Below are 16,921 nucleotides of genomic sequence, written 5' to 3'. Positions count from 1 at the left end.
TCATCGAACAAAGAAGATCTTTATCGGCATCGTAGGCGATGGGACCGACAGTTCACGGCTCCCAAAGACCAGCGAGTCCGGTGTCGTCGGTGCCTTCCGGTTCCGAGGTGCCTTCGCGCCAGGTGTGGGCGCAGATCGCCACCGCCAGCAGGGGGCAGCCGGCGCTGTCGCCACGCTGCATCCGGGGCCGCAGCTTCTCGGTGTTGGTGGTGGTCGTGGTGCCCAGAATCTTGCGGGCCCGCTCGTCGTCCATGCCCGCCTCGATGCCCAGCCGATAGCCCAGTGTGCGCAGGTCCGTCTGGGTGCGGGTGATCATCACGGCGACGTCGATCAGCGCCGCGTCATACAGTGCGCGGTAGGCGCTCAGATCGCGATCCAGGTTGCCGTCCTTGGCATTCCATTCCACGTCGAGTGCCAGCCGGTCGACGAAATTGTCCACTTTGTAGCCCTCGTTGAACACCTCGGTCTCATCGACGCTGGGGTGCGTTTCGCCGGCCGGCTTGTATGGCATCTTGCGCAGTTCCAGGCGGATTCGGGTGTCGACCCGAGCCTCGCGCCACCCTCTGTTGCGGAATGACGCGTTGAGACGGGCGGCAAGTTCGGTCTCTTGCCCGCCGGGCAGAACCAAATCTTCTGTCCGCAAATGGAATTCGTCAAGAGTGGAGAGCAGCTCGTCGAACCGCTGCGGGTTGGTGGCGGCCAGCACGGCGGCGGCATTGCGGGTTTCGATGAACTCGTAGCGGTCCCGGATGTGCAGGGGCAGCACCCGGATGTACGAGTCGGTCAGGTCCACGAAGCGACGGTAGCAGTGGTCGCCAAGGAGCAGCCGCCACAGCGGACATCGGCACGAAGCCACTCGTCCACTGCAGGCCGCGAGGAAGGCTGTGAAATCCCTTCCGAAGGACTGTGCAGCCCACCCGGCCCACCTTGGAAATTCGCGTAGTCGACTACTGAGCCCGCTCGGCTGTTGCGGTGCGATTGTGGCCGGGTCCACAACAAACCCTTGGCGACTGAGGAGTCGATGGCATGGTTGACACGTTCATAATGACGGAACCCCAAGTCGCACCGGATGGTCCGGCGATAGCCGCGCTCGAGCCGGCGGTCACGGCGGCAGCGGCCGCGTTCTCTGAGCGGGTGATTCGGGCTTCGTCGGTTGCCGCGATCGAGGTCGCGCACGCCGATTTCATCGGTTCGCGCGCCGTTCAGACCGCACGCATGTTCGTGGACGATGTCGAGGCGTTCCGATCGCTGGGCGCAGCGGCGAGGCGAGGCTTTGAGCGCTTTTACGAAGTCTGCGGCACGGCCCGCCATGCGCTGACCCGGCCATTCGGATATCCGGGCGACTACGCGATCCTGGAGCTCGCCTATGACCAACGACCGCACGCCACCTCGCGCACCGCGGCCGGCCGGTACTCCGACGCCTGGTTTGCTTCCGCTCCTCTCGCCCAGGCGGTAACGGCACGAAAAGACCTGCTGTCAAGCGTGCTTGAGGAGCGCGCCCTAGCTGCCACCCGCCCGCTGCGGATTCTGTCCATCGCTGCCGGTGCCGCGCGGGAGCTTCGGGAAATGAGTCCTGTGGCGCTGCAGAATGTGGAAGCCACTCTCGTTGATCGCGACCCGCGTCCCCTCGAGTTCGCTCGTGTTTCACTCGACGCCGCCGCGCCGGATCACCGCGTGCGCACAGTGATCGGTGACGCCATTGCAGGCGGTGATGTGGTCGACGCGGTCGGCTCGGACGGTCCGTTCGACATCATCTACTCGTTCGGCCTCTTCGATTATCTGAGTGATGACCTGCTCCTGCACACCGTGCGAAACTTCCTTCCGCTCCTCGCCGAAGGCGGCCAGCTGATCTTCTGTCTGAAGGACCGGCGGCATTTCGATTCACTGCCCGCCGACTGGCTTTACAACTGGCGCTTCGTTGCCCGCACGGCAGACGACGGCCCGCGGCTCGCGAGCGCACTGGATCTCAAAGTCGCCCAGACGTGGTACGTCAGAGATCGCTGCATCGCGGTATGGGCCTGCGAGCGTCGATGACCCAATGAAACATGTTGTGAAACAACGGTTATCTTGCTAAGTGCCCGTCGGGAAGACGACCTGCTTGGCCATGCCGTGGAGGTCCAGCGCGAGATGCGTCTGACTTACACCGGGCGGTGGGCCGGCTGACGTCGTCGTGGTGGTTGTCACCACACCCAGCGTATTGACCAGCACTCGGTCGCCCGTCGCCAACATGGTGACCGGGATCAGCACCGTAAGTGTTTTGGTGTGATCGTTGACCACATTCTCCAGGGTAACCGTGACCTCGATGCCGAGTGCGGTTGTGCGCGTATCGATCTGGTCCGGGGTGAACACCGTGCGTGTTCCGTCGGAAGACACATGGATGAACTGCGGTGGTCCGAGGTCACTTGTATTCGAGTAGAACACCTGGTCGCCGCCCACATGTCCGTCCGTGAACTCAAAGAGGTTTGCCTGCTCCATTTTCTACCCTTCTGTATCCGGCGGACGGCGCCTCGTCATGGCATCGCTTCAGCCCAGGCGATATGCCCTTCGAAGCCAAGTGTTCTCGCCTCGTCGCGGTAACGGTCCCGATACTGGACGTAACGGACATCATTGCCGCGAGCCTGCGCCAGAAGGGCACGGAGCCTCAGGCCGATCAGTTCGTGCGCTACGACACCGGCATCGATCGGTACCTGGTCGAGTCGATCGATGGCAGTCTCGGCGGCTTGTGCGTCGTTGTCACGGCCACGAGCGAGCAGCGCCTGCACCAACGCGGTGGTTGCGACGCCGTACCAACCCAGCTCGCCGTTTTTGAGGTCATCGACAAGGCCGCGCAACATGGCAATGGCTTCGTCGAGCTCGCCGGCATCGACCTTGGCCTTCGCGGTTTCGATGTCGATGGGTGGATTCCACGCCCGCACACCGACATTCGCGGCGAGTTCTCGCGCCCGCGCCAACATTTGCAGTCCCGCCGTTGCGTCGGAATCGGTGCGGTGCCGCAGCACTGCTCCGCGGAGCATGCAGGCCGCTGCAAGTGTCAAGTCGTCGCCGCGCTGCTCGGCCAACCGGAGAATCTCCTCGGATTCGTCGGCAGCTGAGGCATCCGGTGTCAGCCAGCCCTGCAATGTGGTGACCAGGTGCACGAACGACGTGACCATGGCCCTAGACGTCAGATCGAACCCACGTGCCATGGTCACGGCGCGTTGCAAGTCGTCCTTCCATCCGTCGGTGCCGAACGCGGCGCGCGCAGCGCCCCTGGTCATTGTGGCCAACGCCAGCGGCGAACCGATACTGCTGTGTGGGAGATGCCCTTTGGCGGGGTCGCCATCGGCCAGGTCGATGATTCGCTGCGCGATCCGCAGCACCTCGTTCGTCTCTCCAACACTGAGGATGACCACGGTCACATTAGCCATGAGGCGAATCGCCGTGTCGTCGTCACCGAACGAATCAGCCCACGCGACAACCTCCTTGGCAAGGAGGAAGGCCCCCGCGACGTCGCCGTCGCGGTGGCGGGCCGACACCAGCAATGCCGTGGTGATCGTCTGTGACAGCGCGTCACCAGATGCGCCGCACAGCTGTTGAAGCTCATCGAAACCCGTGTCTGCAGTCGCGATGCCCACTCGCCATGCCGTCGCGCACAGCATTATTCGAGTCGTCGTCTGCATCGCGGCCCGGTCGCCGTCGGTGGTCGGCAGGCTGTCAGCGATATCGCGGGCGTGTTGCCAACTGGTGCGGGCGGCGCGAATATTGCGTTGGGACAACCACGTTGCGGCTCGCATGTGCCACAGGTACGCCTCACGAAGATCCCCAGCGACCTCCAGATGACCCGCGATCACCGCAGCGCTCTGGTCAAGGGCCTGAGCCTCGCGCTGTTGGATCGCCACAGCAAGCCGCCGATGTTGTTCGGTTCGAACAGATTTGAGTTGCGATTGATAGGCAACGGTTCGAATCAGCGGATGCCGGAAAGCGTACTGAACGTGCGGAGCATGCCCGGTGTGGCCGATCAGCTCGGCCTCGACCAAGGCTGCCAACGAGGCGTCGGCGTCGCACCCAATCGCATGAGCGATCAGAGCGGCATCAAACGATGTACCGGCGACGGCGGCAGTGTTGAGTGCCCGTTTGACGGTGGAATCAAGACGATCGATGCGCGCTGTGATAGCGGCTTCGAGGGTCGCCGGTACCGTCACCTGGGCCGGATGAGCGGGACACGCAAAGGAGCCCCGGCTGCCGGTCAGGACACCGCGTGCGGCGAGGTCACGGACGATCTCCTCCGCGAAGAACGGATTGCCGTCCGCGTGCTCGCAGATCTGGCTAACCAGTCCCGCGGTCGTTGCGTCTGGGCCGAGCAGTTCGCCGACCAGAGCAGCGGTGTCGATATCGGTAAGTGGCGCAGGCACTATCGTTGTTGACTTCGCCGTCCGTAGGAGTGCGCCGGGCAGTTGTGGCCGATGGGTGATCAGCACCAGTGAAGGGGTCTGCGATAGCACGCAGATCAACTCGGCGAGCACGGCATCGCTAGCCGCGTCGATCCAGTGCACGTCTTCGATGATGTAGAGCGCAGGTGACTTTCGTTCCAGCAGAACGGTATTGATCAACCGGTCCACTCGCCGCTTGCCTGCCTGAGGTGCGATGTCGGGCATCGGCTCAGCAATGTCTCTGATGCCGAGCAGGTCGTCCAGCAACAGTACGTCGTCAGCGTCACTGTCTGCGAACAGTGCCCGAAGCTTCGTCCGAGCGACGCCGGGTTCGGTGCCGGCTACCCCGAACGTCTCCCGCAACAGGCGCACTGCCACGCCCAGTGGGACATCGGTGTCGTGCGATTCGCAGGCTGCGGAGATCACTTCCACCCCGCGCTCATTGGCGATCCTGGCCATCTCCGCGACGAGCCTGCTCTTACCGATGCCTGGCGACCCGACAATGTCTACAACCCGGCCACGGCCGCCGATCGCCCGCTCGAGTTCACCGGTCAGGGCAGCCAATTCGCGGCTGCGACCGACCAATGTCGATTGCTCCAGGGGCATGTCGGGCGCCTCGCGACGTACATCCAGCAGTAGTTGCGCAGTCACCGGATCTTCGAAACCCTTGATGTGCACCAATTGTGGGTCGCTCAACGCCGCGCGACCCTGTACCAGGTGAGCGGTGGATTCACTGACCATCACCCCGCCCGGAGGTGCGACCGACTCCATCCGCTGGGCCATGCCAACCGCGTGGCCGACCGGAGTGTAAACGCCCGCGAGTGAGCCGATTTCGCCGGCGACAACCCGTCCTGAATTCAGGCCGATCCTCAATCTCAACTCGACGCCGTCACGGCGGCGCACCTCGGCAGCCAGTGGCAAGCTCGCATCCTGAATTGCCAGAGCGGCCAGACAAGCGCGCAAAGCGTGATCCTCCTGCGCCACCGGGGCGCCGAAGGTCGCCATGATCCCGTTACCGGTGAACTTGTCCAGCGTGCCGTTGTAGCGCGTGATCACTACGGCGCATCGGTTGGCAAGGTTGGTGATGATCTCGCGCAACCGCTCTGCGCCGACTGCCGAGGCGATGTCCATCGACTGGACCACATCGGCGAACAGGACGGTGACTTGCTTGTACTCCGCATGGGCATCGCGTCCCGCCACGGGCGCCCCGCAGCCGTCACAAAATCGCGCACCTTCGCGCAATTCCGTGGTACACATCGGGCACGTGGCCCTTGCAGTCATCCGACCCTCCGTGGGTTCTGGCCCCTGAGGTCCCAGTTCAGCAGCATAGGGCGCGGGACCCTGCACGGCAGCGGTTCTATGGGCCGCGGCTAGGTCAACAAAGCAACCACTGCGTCGGTCAAGGCTGCCCGGGCGACCTCGAGATCCGAGGTGAAGCCGATGTCCCGTTCGTTACTGAGGCCCCGGATGGCGGCGGGAAGCAGGCACTGCACCCGGTGCAGCTTGTCCGGGTCCAGGTCGAGCCCGTCCATCAGGTAGTCGAAGCCTTGAACCCAGTCGAGCTCGCGAGCGGCGAGAGCGGCTGCGGTCAGCGGATACTCGTCGATGACGTCGGACCGGCGCGGCGGCAGCGAGATACGTAGTGCGGTGAGCGCCCGGCCCTCGGTGGTGGCCAGGTAATTCCAGATGGCGTCGATGGCCGTGGCCACCTGCTCCCGCAGAGTGCCGCTGCGAACCGGCCAGGTGTCTGGATCGGATAGCCAACTGCGAGAATGAATTTCGGTGATCACCGCCACCCAGAGGCCGTCCAGGTCGCCGAACTGGTGCTGCAGTGTGCCCCAGGTTACGCCTGCGTCTTTGGCGATGTGATTGGCCGACACCGGCTCGCCGCCGCTGTCGGCCAGACATCGGATGGCGACGTCGAGCAGACGCGCCCGGGTCTCAAGGCCCTTCTTGTTCAGCCGGGTACCCGCGGCCGATTCTGTGACTGCGGCAGAGGTGACGGCGGCGCGCCAGTGTGCCCGAGCGCGTGCGGCCTGCGGGAACTCGCGGGCGACGTGCTCGGGAGACATGGCCTCCAGTGTGCCGGATCTGGTCAGGCGAATAGGCCAGGATTGGCCGCAACGGCTCTGCGCAGCGTTGGCCGCTCGGCCCGGTATGCCCGCACGATGGGTTCGAGTTCCTGCGGACTTGCGCCATGCATGATCACCGAGTGTGTGCCGAGGTCGTACTGCCGGGTGATGGTCCTCGCGCAGTTCTGCGGCGACCCCGATGCCACCGAGTTCAACCAGTCGGCGGGAATCAACTCGGCGATCCGCTGCAACGTCTCGTACGACGCACTGGCGTCGATTGGTCCGGCGGCGGCTGCGGTGGTGAACAGTTCGCTCTGCTTGATTCGCTCCCACACGACCGGATCCCAGCCGTTGGCCGAGACCAGCACGTCCGCGTACGCCTGCAAGTAGGTGGCCAGCCGCCCGACTCCGCGGCGCAACTGATCCTCCGGTGACAACGCGTCGGGGACCGTCGCCAAGCAGGCCCAAATCCGGACACTGTCGGGATCGCGGCCCGCGTGTTCAGCGCCCCGACGCACAGCCGCGACCGACTTCTCTGTCGCCTCGTCGGAGAAAAACGTATGCAGCACCACAAAATCGGAGATCTCGCCGGCGAGTTCCATGGTCTTGGGCCCGACGGCAACCAAACCGATGGGTGGCGCGTCGTCTAGGCCGTTCGCGTGGCGCAGCATCGGCCACTTCCCGGCGGGGCCGTCGTGGTCGAGGATCAGATCGCCGGCCCAGAGTCGGCGCAGGATGCTGAAGAAGTCGCGTAGCCGGGCCTCGGTCACCACCGGAAGACCAATCGCGTTCCAGTACGCGGCCATGCCGCGTCCGAACGCCATGGCGAAGCGGCCTTCGGTGAGCGCGTGCATCGTCGATCCGACGGTGGCGGTGATGGTGGGATGGCGGGTGTGGTGGTTGGTGGACGGGGCGATGCCGAGACTTGAGCTGCTGCCCGCCAGCGCGCCCGAGAGAACCGCTGCATCCTTCACCGTGGAGCGTTCACCGATGTGGCAAGAGCCCAAACCGAGCGCCTCCGCCGCGCGGGCTTCCGGCAGGGTCACCCTGACATCCGCAGGGTGCCTGGTCACGGCGTAGTAGCCGAGCTCGTTGAGCTGGTCATCGGCCTGGCCCGCGCTCAACGGCTCTGTGACCTGCACAGCAGTGCTCATTACGTACCTTCCGGGCCCACCTGAGGCCGTGGTTGTCGGGGTTCAGCCGTGCAGTGCCGCCGGCACGTTTACGAGCTACGGCCAGCTTTTCCGAGCGGGACGCTTAGCACTTTCGACTACAGCGGGCCAATTGTCAATGAGGGTTCTCAATGAATGGGAGACGCGGGTTGAACTTGCGGGAGTGCGGGCTCAACCTTTTTGGCCGCTACACCGTGTTATTGGCATGAGCATCAAGCAGTTCCGCCGCAGGCGCCCCGATGCACCGACCTTTGTCGTGGTCGACCGCCTGCATGGCCGACGTGCGGTCGCGGTGACCGGCGAACGGATCGCCGCCACCGTGTCGTCGTGGTTGGCGGAACTGGGTGCGGACAGCCCATTGATCGACGCGCTGGCATCGGCTGTGCAATGCAAGGACTGGCCGACTGTTTACGCGCTCGGGGCGCGACTCTCGGTAGAGGTGATGGTTGCGTAGTTGTGGTTGTGCGCCGGAATAATTTGGGCTCCAATGCATTTAGCCGCCACAGGTGCGTTGTCGTCTACGAGACAGGTCATTGACCGACCGGTCAGTCATAGTTATTCTCTCGGTAGAACCAAATGACCGAGGAGGATTCCATGTACGCGCCGCCGTCAGAAGCACCGTTCGCCGAAAAGCTCGCGTTCTACCGGACGCAGCACACCTCAAGGGGAGTGCGGGCCACCCACCTGATCGGTGCTCCGGTGATCTTGTTTGGCATGCCGCTGGTGTTCGCCAAGCCCAAGGTCGGGTTACCGATGTTTGTCGGCGGCTGGGCGCTCAACATCGTGGGACATGTCGCGTTTGAGAAGAATCTGCCGTCCACCCCGAAAGGGTGGCTCACCTACCAGTTGACCGGCTTGATCCACGTGTCTGAGATGTACGGCGAAATGCTGGCCAGACGTAGCCAACGACGAGCGGCGCGGCAGCGGAGCGCTGTCGGGGACTTGGCGGCCACGGGTGTGCGGAACCGGTAATGTCGCGCCGATGACACTGCGTCAAGAGGCCGCCGAGCGGACCCGGATGTCGCTTGTCGATGCCGGACTACGCCTGGCCGAGCGCACGGGCCTGTCGGACCTGAGCGTCAACCGCGTGGTGGAAGAAGCGGGCGTGTCGAAGGGTACGTTCTTCCATCATTTCGGCGACCGGGCCAGCTACCTGTTGGCCATCCACCGCGGTTTTCATGACCGAATTCAGACCCGAGCGCTCGCCGCCGTCGCTGGTTGCGCGCCGGGTGGGGAGCGATTACTCCTGGGCAGTCGCACATACCTTGATGCCTGCCTGCGCGAAAAGGGGGTGCGGGCGCTACTCCTTGAGGCCCGCGCCGAGCCGGTGATCGCCGACGAGGTTCGCCAGCGCAACGCAGCCGTCGCGGCCCTGTGCGAGCCGGACTTCCGGGCTATGGGATGGCCACATTCCCACCAGTGCGCGCAGCTGTGGGTCGGCATGGTCGCCGAGGCGGCTCTGATCGAATTCGACGCCGGCCGCAAACTGCCTCGGCTGCGTACGGCCCTGGCGCGGTTTGTTGACGTATCGGCTGAACACAACTGACCAACGCGTCATACGCGCATCTAAGTCCTCCTGCGGCCCGGGGCCGCGAGGGCCTATTCCGTTCGCAGTCAACAAGATTCGACGTCCCGTCGACAGGCTCATGCTTGCCGCACGCAGGCATGCAGCGAACTAGGGATCGACATCGAAATATACGTAAACGTGGCATAGAAGCTGGCAGGCTATTGGTTGTCAGCTCGACGATATCCCAGCGAAAATCCGTGCAGTGGTGCCCGAACAGACTATTGGCAGCGGCGGTATGCCAGCGCCACAGATCCGCATGGATGCCATCCAAATATACGAGTCCGTATACCGTGGGTTACGCTACGGCAGCCGGTGTCGGGGTGGGGCTGCCTTCGATCCGGCGATTGGCCAGATACGTCGCCAGCCAGGTGAGGAGGACCCATATGGCGAGGGGTCCCGTCCTATCGGTTGTCGATGCGGACGACCATATGTATGAGACCGTGGAATCCCTGACCAGCTATCTGCCCAAGTGCTACCCGGACGTAATCTGGTCGAAGAACGCCCCGGAGAGCCTGGGCGGGGACGCGGTGGAGGAGACGACGGACCGCATCCACATCAGCCCCTTCTGCGAGGACGGAGTGATGGACTTGATCGATCTTCTCGGCGTGGACCGGATGTTGTTCACTCGGCCCGGGTCGCTATGACCATGAACACAGCCGCACCCGTCAACGACGCCTTCATCGTCGATGTCGTACGCACACCACGAGGCAAAGGCCGCTCCGACGGCGGCCTGCACAACTGTCATCCGCAAGATCTGTTGGCTCAATGCCTGCAAGCCCTGGTCTCTCGCAGCGGCATCAATCCCGCTGACGTCGAGGACGTTATCGCCGGCAACGGGATTCTCTCGGGAGATCACGGCGACGATATCGCCCGACTGTCGGTGCTAGTTGCCGGGTGGCCGGAGACCGTTCCCGGTATGACACTCAGCCGGTTCTGCGGCTCGGGACAGCAGGCCATCACCGTCGCCGCGGCCGGAATCGGCAGCGGCGCACAGGATGTTGTGGTTGCCGGCGGGGTCGAATCGATGTCGCGCTGGGATGTCGCGGTCGGTGTACCGACTATCGACGGCCACAACCCAACGCTGCGCCAGCGCTATCCCACAGTGCCGCAGGGGATCTCTGCAGACCTCATTGCGACACTGGAGGGGTTCACTCGAGAAGACGTCGACCTGTTCGCCGCTGAGAGCCAGCGCCGTGCCGCCGACGCGATCTCCATGGGCCGGTTCAAGCGCTCGGTCATCGCGGTCACCGACACCAACGGCGCGGTCGTGTTGGATAACGACGAGCATCCTCGGCCCGGCACGACGGCCGCGACGCTGGCCAAGTTAAGGCCGGCGTTCGCTGAGATGGGTGCGCTGCGGGTCGAAGGCGAACCTCGCAGCTTCGACGAGATCTGCATGCAGCGCTATCCCCAAATCGACCGCGTCGAGCACGTCCATCATGCGGGCAACTCGTCGGGCGTGGTCGACGGAGCAGCGGCGGCGCTTCTCGCCTCGCCGGGCTACGTCAAAGCGCACGGCCTGACCCCGCGAGCCCGCATCCGGGCCACCGCCGCCATCGGCAGCGAACCGATCATCATGTTGACCGCCCCCGGACCGGCTGCGCAGCGCTGCCTGTCCAAGGCCGGTATGTCGGTCGCAGATATCGATCTCTGGGAGATCAACGAAGCGTTCGCGGCCGTCGTCCTCAAAGCTATGCGCGACTTGGACCTGGACCCCACACGGGTCAACGTCAACGGTGGTGCGATCGCATTGGGCCATCCGATCGGGGCAACCGGCGCGATTTTGATCGGCACCGTGCTCGACGAACTCGAGCGCCAGGACCTGGAGACAGCCCTGGTGAGTATGTGCACCGGCGGTGGCATGGGCACCGCGACCATCATCGAGCGGGTCTGACATGACCGAGACACTGTCCTTGGAGACGCCCCACCCAGGCGTCCGCGTGCTGCGGCTGAACCGGCCGCAGCGCCTGAATGCGATCAACGAGACCATGGCCGCCGAGCTGCGCCAGACGTGCGCGGCATTGACCGCCGACACCTCGGTCAACGCCGTGGTGCTGACCGGCAGCGGACGGGGCTTCTGCTCCGGTATCGACATGCGCGACTTCGGTCCCGGAATGCTGGATGCCAGCGACCCCGCCATAGACCGGATGCGCTTTCAGGAAGCCATGGCTGCGCTGCCGCAAGCCATCGAAGCGCTGCCCCAACCGGTGATCGCCGCGATCAACGGGCCCTGTGTAGGCGGCGGGCTGGCGCTGTGCCTGGCCGCCGACATCCGGATAGCCTCGACGGCAGCGTCATTCGGCAACGCGGCGATCCTGCTCGGCCTCTCAGGGGCAGAGATGGGAATGAGCTACCACCTACCCCGCATCGTAGGCACCAGCGTGGCCGCCGACTGGATGCTCACCGGACGTACCGTCGCCGCCGAGGAAGCAGACCGCCGCGGCCTGGTCAGCCAGCTGACGGCTCCCGAGGAGCTACTCGACAAGGCCATTGAATTGGCTTGTGGAATAGCGCAATTGGCACCGCTGGGAGTTCAGCTGACCAAACGTACGTTGCAGATCAACACCGACGCCGCCAGCCTCGCGGCCGCACTGGAGCTGGAGAACCGCAACCAGGTCCTCAGCCACGCCACAGACGACGCAGCCGGTCGCCGGCAGAAGTGGTCCCGGTGAGCGCACCGCTACTCTTCGCTGGCGGCGTGGCGCGCCAAAGTGCTTCGGCCGCACAAACATAAGACACGACGACAAAGGATGACCCGATAATGTGGGACTTCTCGACCGAGCCCGAGTGGGCGGAGCAACTGAAGTGGGTTGAGGAATTTGTGCGCTCGGAGTGCGAGCCGATCGATCTGATCGTCAAGGAGTCCCACGATCTCAATGATCCGGTGCGGCAGGCGCTCATCCCGCCGCTACAGAAGGTCGTCAAGGATCGCGGTTTGTGGGCCACCCACCTAGGCCCGCACCTCGGCGGTCCCGGCTATGGCCAGGTGAAACTCGCACTGCTGAACGAGATTCTCGGTCGCTCGGAATGCGCGCCTATCGTCTTCGGCTCACACGCCCCCGATTCAGGCAACAGCGAAATCCTCGCGCACTACGGCACACCTGAGTTGAAAGAGCGCTACCTGGAGCCACTGCTGGACAACCGCATCATCTCCTGCTTCTCGATGACCGAGCCACAGGGCGGCGCGGACCCCAAGGTGTTCACCACCACCGCGACCCAAGACGGCGATTACTGGGTTATCAACGGCGAGAAGTGGTTCTCGTCGTTCGCGTCGATGGCGTCGTTCTTGATCGTCATGGCGGTTACCGACCCGGACGCCGCGCCGTATGAACGACATTCGATGTTCGTCGTGCCGGCCGAGACTCCAGGAATCAACGTGCTGCGTGACGTCGGGCTGGGCTATCAACCGCGGGGCGGTGGGCGCGAGGGTTATGTGCGCTACGAGAACGTCCGGGTTCCCGCTGATCACATGCTCGGCCCGCGCGGTGGAGCATTCGTGGTCGCGCAGACGCGGTTGGGCGGCGGCCGAATCCACCACGCCATGCGGACGGTCGGTCTGGTCCGGCGCATTTACGACATGATCTGCGAACGGGCGGTGTCGCGATACACCCAGGGCGGCATGCTGTCTGACAAGCAGCTGGTCCAGGAGATGGTCGCCGATTCGTGGATGGAGATCGAGGCTTTCCGCCTGCTCACCCTGCAGACCGCGTGGAAGATCGACCAGCATAACGACTACAAGGCCGTGCGCGCAGATATTTCCGCGGTCAAGGCGATGATGCAGAAGGTTCTGCACGACGTGTCCGCACGCGCGCTGCAAATTCACGGCTCGCTGGGAACCACACACGAAATGCCCTTCGTGCAGTACCTGACCGAATCGTTCGTGCTCGGCCTGGCCGACGGACCCACCGAAGTCCACAAGGTCACCCTGGCTCGCCTGCTACTCAAGGACTGCCAGGCGGCACCAGACATGTTTCCGTCGGAGCACCTGCTTCGGCTCCGCGAGGCCGCGGAAGCCAAGTTCGCTGACAAGCTGGCCGGCATTCCCCGCGGTTAGAGGATGCCACGGAGCGATCATGAAGCTCGCGTTCGCCAACGTGCTCAATGAGTCGTCAGGCAAATCGTTTTCATATGTCGACATCGGCGTCATTGCTGGCCTGTTGTGCCATCCGCAGAGTCGCGGGTGGCGGCCGCAATCGAGCCACGTAGGCTTGCGCGGATGGTGAAGGCGCGACCAGGCCACCCGACACAGGCCCAGACAGCCGCGCTTCGGCAACGATTGCGCGAGGCAGCGGTGGCCACGTTTCTCGAAAAGGGCTACGACGGAACGACAATGGAGGCGATCGCGCAAGCGGCGGGAACCACCAAGCGCTCGTTGTATGCCCGTTATCCGGATAAGCGGGCGGTCTTCCTCGATGTGATCCCATGGGCGTTCACGCGCGCGGTCGAAAACGACACCATTCGGCGGGTCAACAGCGACGATTTGCGTGGCGCGTTGATCGCTATAGGACGCGGTGCGCTCAAACGTGCGCTGGACCCAGATGTCGTGCAGCTGCATAGGATTGCGCGCAGCGAGGCACACCGATTCCCCGAATTCTCGCTCAGTGCAGAATCTTTGAGCTGGGCACCTCGACAGCGCCAAGTGATGGAACTGCTTGAAGCTCATGTCGAGGCCGGCTCGATCGAGATCGGCAACATCGAAATCGCCGCGGAGCATTTCCTGGCAATGGTCGAGGCGTTCCCGGCTCGGCTCGCCGAGTTCGGGATCTACCGCAGCCGAAACACCCAGCTTCGCCGCATCACTGAGGCGGTCGATCTCTTCCTGCACGGTGTGTCGCGGCGCTGATGCCGTCGTCGTCGCCACACGACTGGCCGACCCGCCGCTGCGGCCGCATGCGGACCTGACGCTATTAGACGTTTGCGTTTAATAGCGTCGCAGCGTGGGAGTCACACGTACCGATGCTCTAGCCGTGCAATTCTTCCAGCAGATGTCGTGCACGCTGCAGCAATCCGACGAGCTTCGGCGCCATTGCTTCCAGCTCCGGGTCTGGATCCTGCCGACGACGGTTATGTTTTACGATCAGCGACCACGTAGCCGCGGACTTGAAGCATGCAAGCGCCTGAAACCACTGCACGTCTGTGACGTCGGCGCCCAATGCTTCGCTGTAGGCAGCGCACAGTTGCTCCGCAGACGGAACCGCGTCGCGATAATCCGTGTCACGGCGGTACGTCTCGGGATCACTATTGATGAGGAACCAGCCAAGGTCGATGCGTGGATCGCTGATCGACCAGATCTCCCAGTCGATCACCGCGATGATGTGTTCGCCTTCCGCCAGTAGATTGCCCAGTCGGAAGTCGCCGTGCACGATCGTCGGGCGCACGGGTGCTGGTAGCGCGGCCTTCAGCGACGCACCCACCTCGAGCCAACCGGGCACCAGGGTCTGGTCGACAGTCCGCAAAGTGCTTGACCAGCGGTCGATTTCAGCGATGGGGCCGAGCACAGGTTGGTCACCGAGTCCGACCGAAGCGGGATGTAGACGGTGCAGCCGGGCAAGTGTTACTGCTGCGCTACGAAACCGACCGCTGACTGTTGCGTCGGTCAGCTTGTCTCCGGGCGCATCGAACAATGGCTCAATAGAACTCCCCTCGAGAAATGACATCACGAATAGGGGCGGAACCGCTGGAGGGGCGCCAGCGTCCTCGTGCAGCACCCGCGGTACCGGGACATCTGTGGCAGCCAGCGCCCGAATCACCCTCGCCTGTCGGAGGACGTCGCGGTGCGCGATGGGTTCCACACCCGCTGGGGCGACTTTCACGACGACGCGTTGTCCGTCGCGACGGCCGATATATGTCAGGCTCGATGCACCACCCGGCAGTGGTTGCAGGGCGGATATGCCGACCGGTGCCAGCCGCCGGGTCAGGTCCGAGTCGGTCAGCTCAGCCAACCGATCTCCCGCAAGAACGGTTGGGTGTGCGCGATGCGACCGGTCAGCGTCTGGGGATCACCGGTGCACAGGGTCAGTGCCGTTTGGGTGATCAGTTCGATGTCCTCGGTGTCGGTTTTGGCCAGGTCCAGCGTGCCCGCGCCGGGCGTGGCCACTGGGTTGGACGGGGCCGCCGCGTTGACTGCGATCCGATCGTTGTATAGCTCAGCGGCAAGGCTTTTCGTGAGCCGGTTCAACGCGGCCTTGACGGTGCCGTAGATGCCGAAGCCGGCGGTGGTGTCGAACTCGGAGAACGGGGGACCGTCGGGTAGATCGCCTCCAACAGAGGTGACGTTCAGGATCCAGCCCTGTCCGCGTTCTCGCATTCCGGGGATCGCCAACTGGGCCAGGTGCAGTGGCGCCATCACGTGCATCTCGAACATCAGGCGCACCCGTTTGTCAGGGAAGTTGTCCAGCGGTCGCAGGAACGTCACCGCAGCGTTGTTGACGAGGATGTCTGGCGCCCCGACACGTTCGACGACCTCGGCGAAGAGGGTTTCGCGGTCCTCGGGCCGTGACAAGTCGGCCTGCACCGCGATGGCTGAACCGCCCTGATCGGTGATCTCGGTCAGTGTCTGCCGTAACGAGCCTTCGTACTTCGCGTCAGGTTCCATCGTGCGCGCCGTGAGCGCCACGGTGGCGCCGGACGCCGCCAAACGCTGGGCGATCGCCTTGCCTAGGCCCCGGCTTGTGCCGGTAACCAGCGCCACCTTTCCCTCGCAGCTTGTTGTCAACGGCTTTGCCTCCTTGGTCCTGAGTCGCCGTTCGGCCACCGTCGTGTCCAGACCTGGTCGCAGTCCTATTCGCCGGTTACGTATATTAGGGATCAGCGTATCAAGGCATTCGGAAAGGGGGCGCCTGATGGTCGAATGGTTTCTGTATCTCCCGCAGAGTCGGATCGGTATCGGTGATCTCGTCGAGCGCTCCCAAGCGGCCGAGGTCAGCGGATTCGACGGGGTGGCGTTCCTCGATCACGTGGAAACCCCGATGGCGCCCGAGCAGCCGATCTGGGAGGCGATGACCGTCGCCACGTGGGTCGCTGCGCATACCGCACGGCTGCGCATCGGTCATGTTGTGCTCTGCGATGCATTTCGTCATCCGGCCGTGCTTGCCAAACAGGCGGTGACACTGGCCGAGGCCAGCGGGGGCCGCTTCGAGCTGGGGCTGGGGTCAGGCTCGATGGCCGACGAACTGGCGAAGTTCGACATCACGACTGACGGTCCACAGGCGCGCATCGAGGCACTCGGTGAAACCCTGCGTTTGCTGACGAATTACTGGGGTGATGGTGAAAACGGCATGGCGCAGGCTCCCACACCCACTCGGCCGATCCCGATCCTGTTGGGCGGCACGGGTCCTCGAATGCTCAACCTGGTGCGCGAGCACGCCGACTGGTGGAACCTGCCCGCCACCAAAGTCGACAGACTGCGCGAATACCTACCCTCGATCGGCTCGGCGCGGGTGTCGGTGCAGCAGATGGTCGCGTTCATCCGCGACGACACCGACCGCGACACCGTCATCGAGAAGAGCCGCCGGCGTTTCGGCCACCTCGGCCCCGGTCTGGTCTGCGGGAACGCCGGCGAGTTGATCGAATACTTCCGAGGTCTGGAACGTCAAGGTGCTCAACGGTTCTACGTGTGGTTCGCCGATTCGGCGCCTGTTGAGTCAATCTCGGACTTCGGTCAGTCAGTGATCGACGCCTACCGCCGCTGAGCGCGCCGCC

The 16,921-nt window shown here is 64.0% G+C and carries 17 protein-coding genes; 10 read left to right on the top strand and 7 right to left on the bottom strand.

Annotation, left to right across the window (positions count from 1 at the left end; genetic code table 11):
- Positions 1-52: 52 nt before the first annotated feature.
- Positions 53-793: a BglII/BstYI family type II restriction endonuclease gene (locus tag M2432_RS04505; protein ID WP_280825554.1), complete on the bottom strand. Its 741-nt coding sequence runs from the start codon at positions 791-793 to the stop codon at positions 53-55.
- A 233-nt stretch (positions 794-1,026) separates the two neighbouring features.
- Between M2432_RS04505 and M2432_RS04500 the strand changes: the two genes are divergently transcribed.
- Positions 1,027-2,034: a class I SAM-dependent methyltransferase gene (locus tag M2432_RS04500; RefSeq protein ID WP_280825553.1), complete on the top strand. Its 1,008-nt coding sequence runs from the start codon at positions 1,027-1,029 to the stop codon at positions 2,032-2,034.
- A 36-nt stretch (positions 2,035-2,070) separates the two neighbouring features.
- Here M2432_RS04500 and M2432_RS04495 read toward each other — a convergent pair whose 3' ends face one another.
- From M2432_RS04495 to M2432_RS04480, 4 genes are all read right to left on the bottom strand, one after another.
- Positions 2,071-2,475, bottom strand: a complete 405-nt coding sequence (locus tag M2432_RS04495; protein WP_280825552.1) for a hypothetical protein — start codon at positions 2,473-2,475, stop codon at positions 2,071-2,073.
- Positions 2,476-2,510: 35 nt separating this feature from the next.
- Entirely contained in the window at positions 2,511-5,609 is a 3,099-nt protein-coding gene (locus tag M2432_RS04490; RefSeq protein ID WP_280825551.1) for an adenylate/guanylate cyclase domain-containing protein, read from the bottom strand.
- A gap of 170 nt (positions 5,610-5,779) precedes the next feature.
- On the bottom strand, positions 5,780-6,481 hold the full coding sequence (locus M2432_RS04485) for a TetR/AcrR family transcriptional regulator (RefSeq protein WP_280825550.1): 702 nt from the start codon (positions 6,479-6,481) through the stop codon (positions 5,780-5,782).
- A gap of 23 nt (positions 6,482-6,504) precedes the next feature.
- Positions 6,505-7,635: a TIGR03857 family LLM class F420-dependent oxidoreductase gene (locus M2432_RS04480; RefSeq protein WP_280825549.1), complete on the bottom strand. Its 1,131-nt coding sequence runs from the start codon at positions 7,633-7,635 to the stop codon at positions 6,505-6,507.
- A 223-nt stretch (positions 7,636-7,858) separates the two neighbouring features.
- Between M2432_RS04480 and M2432_RS04475 the strand changes: the two genes are divergently transcribed.
- The 8 genes from M2432_RS04475 (at position 7,859) to M2432_RS04440 (ending at position 14,063) form a co-directional block, all read left to right on the top strand.
- Positions 7,859-8,107: a hypothetical protein gene (locus M2432_RS04475; RefSeq protein ID WP_280825548.1), complete on the top strand. Its 249-nt coding sequence runs from the start codon at positions 7,859-7,861 to the stop codon at positions 8,105-8,107.
- A 122-nt stretch (positions 8,108-8,229) separates the two neighbouring features.
- Positions 8,230-8,625 carry a DUF962 domain-containing protein gene (locus M2432_RS04470; RefSeq protein WP_280825547.1) on the top strand — a complete coding sequence of 132 codons (396 nt, stop codon included), beginning with the start codon at positions 8,230-8,232 and terminating at the stop codon, positions 8,623-8,625.
- 10 nt (positions 8,626-8,635) lie between these two features.
- On the top strand, positions 8,636-9,199 hold the full coding sequence (locus M2432_RS04465; protein WP_280825546.1) for a TetR/AcrR family transcriptional regulator: 564 nt from the start codon (positions 8,636-8,638) through the stop codon (positions 9,197-9,199).
- Between the two features lie 404 nt (positions 9,200-9,603).
- Complete coding sequence (locus M2432_RS04460; RefSeq protein WP_280825545.1) at positions 9,604-9,864, top strand: hypothetical protein; 261 nt, start codon at positions 9,604-9,606, stop codon at positions 9,862-9,864.
- Complete coding sequence (locus M2432_RS04455; protein WP_280825544.1) at positions 9,861-11,114, top strand: acetyl-CoA C-acetyltransferase; 1,254 nt, start codon at positions 9,861-9,863, stop codon at positions 11,112-11,114. The genes M2432_RS04460 and M2432_RS04455 overlap by 4 nt, the downstream gene beginning before the upstream one ends.
- Before the next feature lies 1 nt (position 11,115).
- Positions 11,116-11,892, top strand: coding sequence for an enoyl-CoA hydratase/isomerase family protein (locus M2432_RS04450; protein WP_280825543.1), 777 nt, complete (start codon positions 11,116-11,118; stop codon positions 11,890-11,892).
- 86 nt (positions 11,893-11,978) lie between these two features.
- Positions 11,979-13,274 (top strand): acyl-CoA dehydrogenase family protein, encoded by a 1,296-nt coding sequence (locus M2432_RS04445; protein ID WP_280825745.1) that lies wholly within the window; start codon positions 11,979-11,981, stop codon positions 13,272-13,274.
- A 162-nt stretch (positions 13,275-13,436) separates the two neighbouring features.
- A complete protein-coding gene (locus M2432_RS04440) occupies positions 13,437-14,063 on the top strand; it encodes a TetR/AcrR family transcriptional regulator (protein ID WP_280825542.1) in 627 nt (208 codons plus the stop codon).
- 118 nt (positions 14,064-14,181) lie between these two features.
- Here M2432_RS04440 and M2432_RS04435 read toward each other — a convergent pair whose 3' ends face one another.
- Positions 14,182-15,162: a phosphotransferase family protein gene (locus M2432_RS04435; RefSeq protein WP_280825541.1), complete on the bottom strand. Its 981-nt coding sequence runs from the start codon at positions 15,160-15,162 to the stop codon at positions 14,182-14,184.
- A complete protein-coding gene (locus M2432_RS04430; protein ID WP_280825540.1) occupies positions 15,150-15,935 on the bottom strand; it encodes an SDR family NAD(P)-dependent oxidoreductase in 786 nt (261 codons plus the stop codon). The genes M2432_RS04435 and M2432_RS04430 overlap by 13 nt, the downstream gene beginning before the upstream one ends.
- Before the next feature lie 127 nt (positions 15,936-16,062).
- Between M2432_RS04430 and M2432_RS04425 the strand changes: the two genes are divergently transcribed.
- The gene (locus M2432_RS04425) at positions 16,063-16,911 is read left to right on the top strand and encodes an LLM class flavin-dependent oxidoreductase (RefSeq protein WP_280825539.1); all 849 of its coding nucleotides are present in this window, start codon (positions 16,063-16,065) and stop codon (positions 16,909-16,911) included.
- The last annotated feature ends 10 nt before the right edge of the window (positions 16,912-16,921 follow it).

This window comes from Mycobacterium sp. OTB74, from assembly GCF_029892685.1.
Taxonomy (GTDB): Bacteria; Actinomycetota; Actinomycetes; order Mycobacteriales; family Mycobacteriaceae; genus Mycobacterium.
The sequence above is the reverse complement of the archived record's forward strand: the minus strand, read 5'-3'. Positions and strand labels throughout refer to the sequence as shown.

Excerpts from the sequence above, each read along its gene's own strand:
- M2432_RS04500 (WP_280825553.1), top strand. The coding sequence starts at position 1,027 with ATGGTTGACACGTTCATAATGACGGAACCCCAAGTCGCACCGGATGGT.
- M2432_RS04495 (WP_280825552.1), bottom strand. The coding sequence starts at position 2,475 with ATGGAGCAGGCAAACCTCTTTGAGTTCACGGACGGACATGTGGGCGGC.
- M2432_RS04485 (WP_280825550.1), bottom strand. The coding sequence starts at position 6,481 with ATGTCTCCCGAGCACGTCGCCCGCGAGTTCCCGCAGGCCGCACGCGCT.
- M2432_RS04480 (WP_280825549.1), bottom strand. The coding sequence starts at position 7,635 with ATGAGCACTGCTGTGCAGGTCACAGAGCCGTTGAGCGCGGGCCAGGCC.
- M2432_RS04475 (WP_280825548.1), top strand. The coding sequence starts at position 7,859 with ATGAGCATCAAGCAGTTCCGCCGCAGGCGCCCCGATGCACCGACCTTT.
- M2432_RS04470 (WP_280825547.1), top strand. The coding sequence starts at position 8,230 with ATGACCGAGGAGGATTCCATGTACGCGCCGCCGTCAGAAGCACCGTTC.
- M2432_RS04465 (WP_280825546.1), top strand. The coding sequence starts at position 8,636 with ATGACACTGCGTCAAGAGGCCGCCGAGCGGACCCGGATGTCGCTTGTC.
- M2432_RS04460 (WP_280825545.1), top strand. The coding sequence starts at position 9,604 with ATGGCGAGGGGTCCCGTCCTATCGGTTGTCGATGCGGACGACCATATG.
- M2432_RS04455 (WP_280825544.1), top strand. The coding sequence starts at position 9,861 with ATGACCATGAACACAGCCGCACCCGTCAACGACGCCTTCATCGTCGAT.
- M2432_RS04450 (WP_280825543.1), top strand. The coding sequence starts at position 11,116 with ATGACCGAGACACTGTCCTTGGAGACGCCCCACCCAGGCGTCCGCGTG.
- M2432_RS04440 (WP_280825542.1), top strand. The coding sequence starts at position 13,437 with ATGGTGAAGGCGCGACCAGGCCACCCGACACAGGCCCAGACAGCCGCG.
- M2432_RS04425 (WP_280825539.1), top strand. The coding sequence starts at position 16,063 with ATGGTCGAATGGTTTCTGTATCTCCCGCAGAGTCGGATCGGTATCGGT.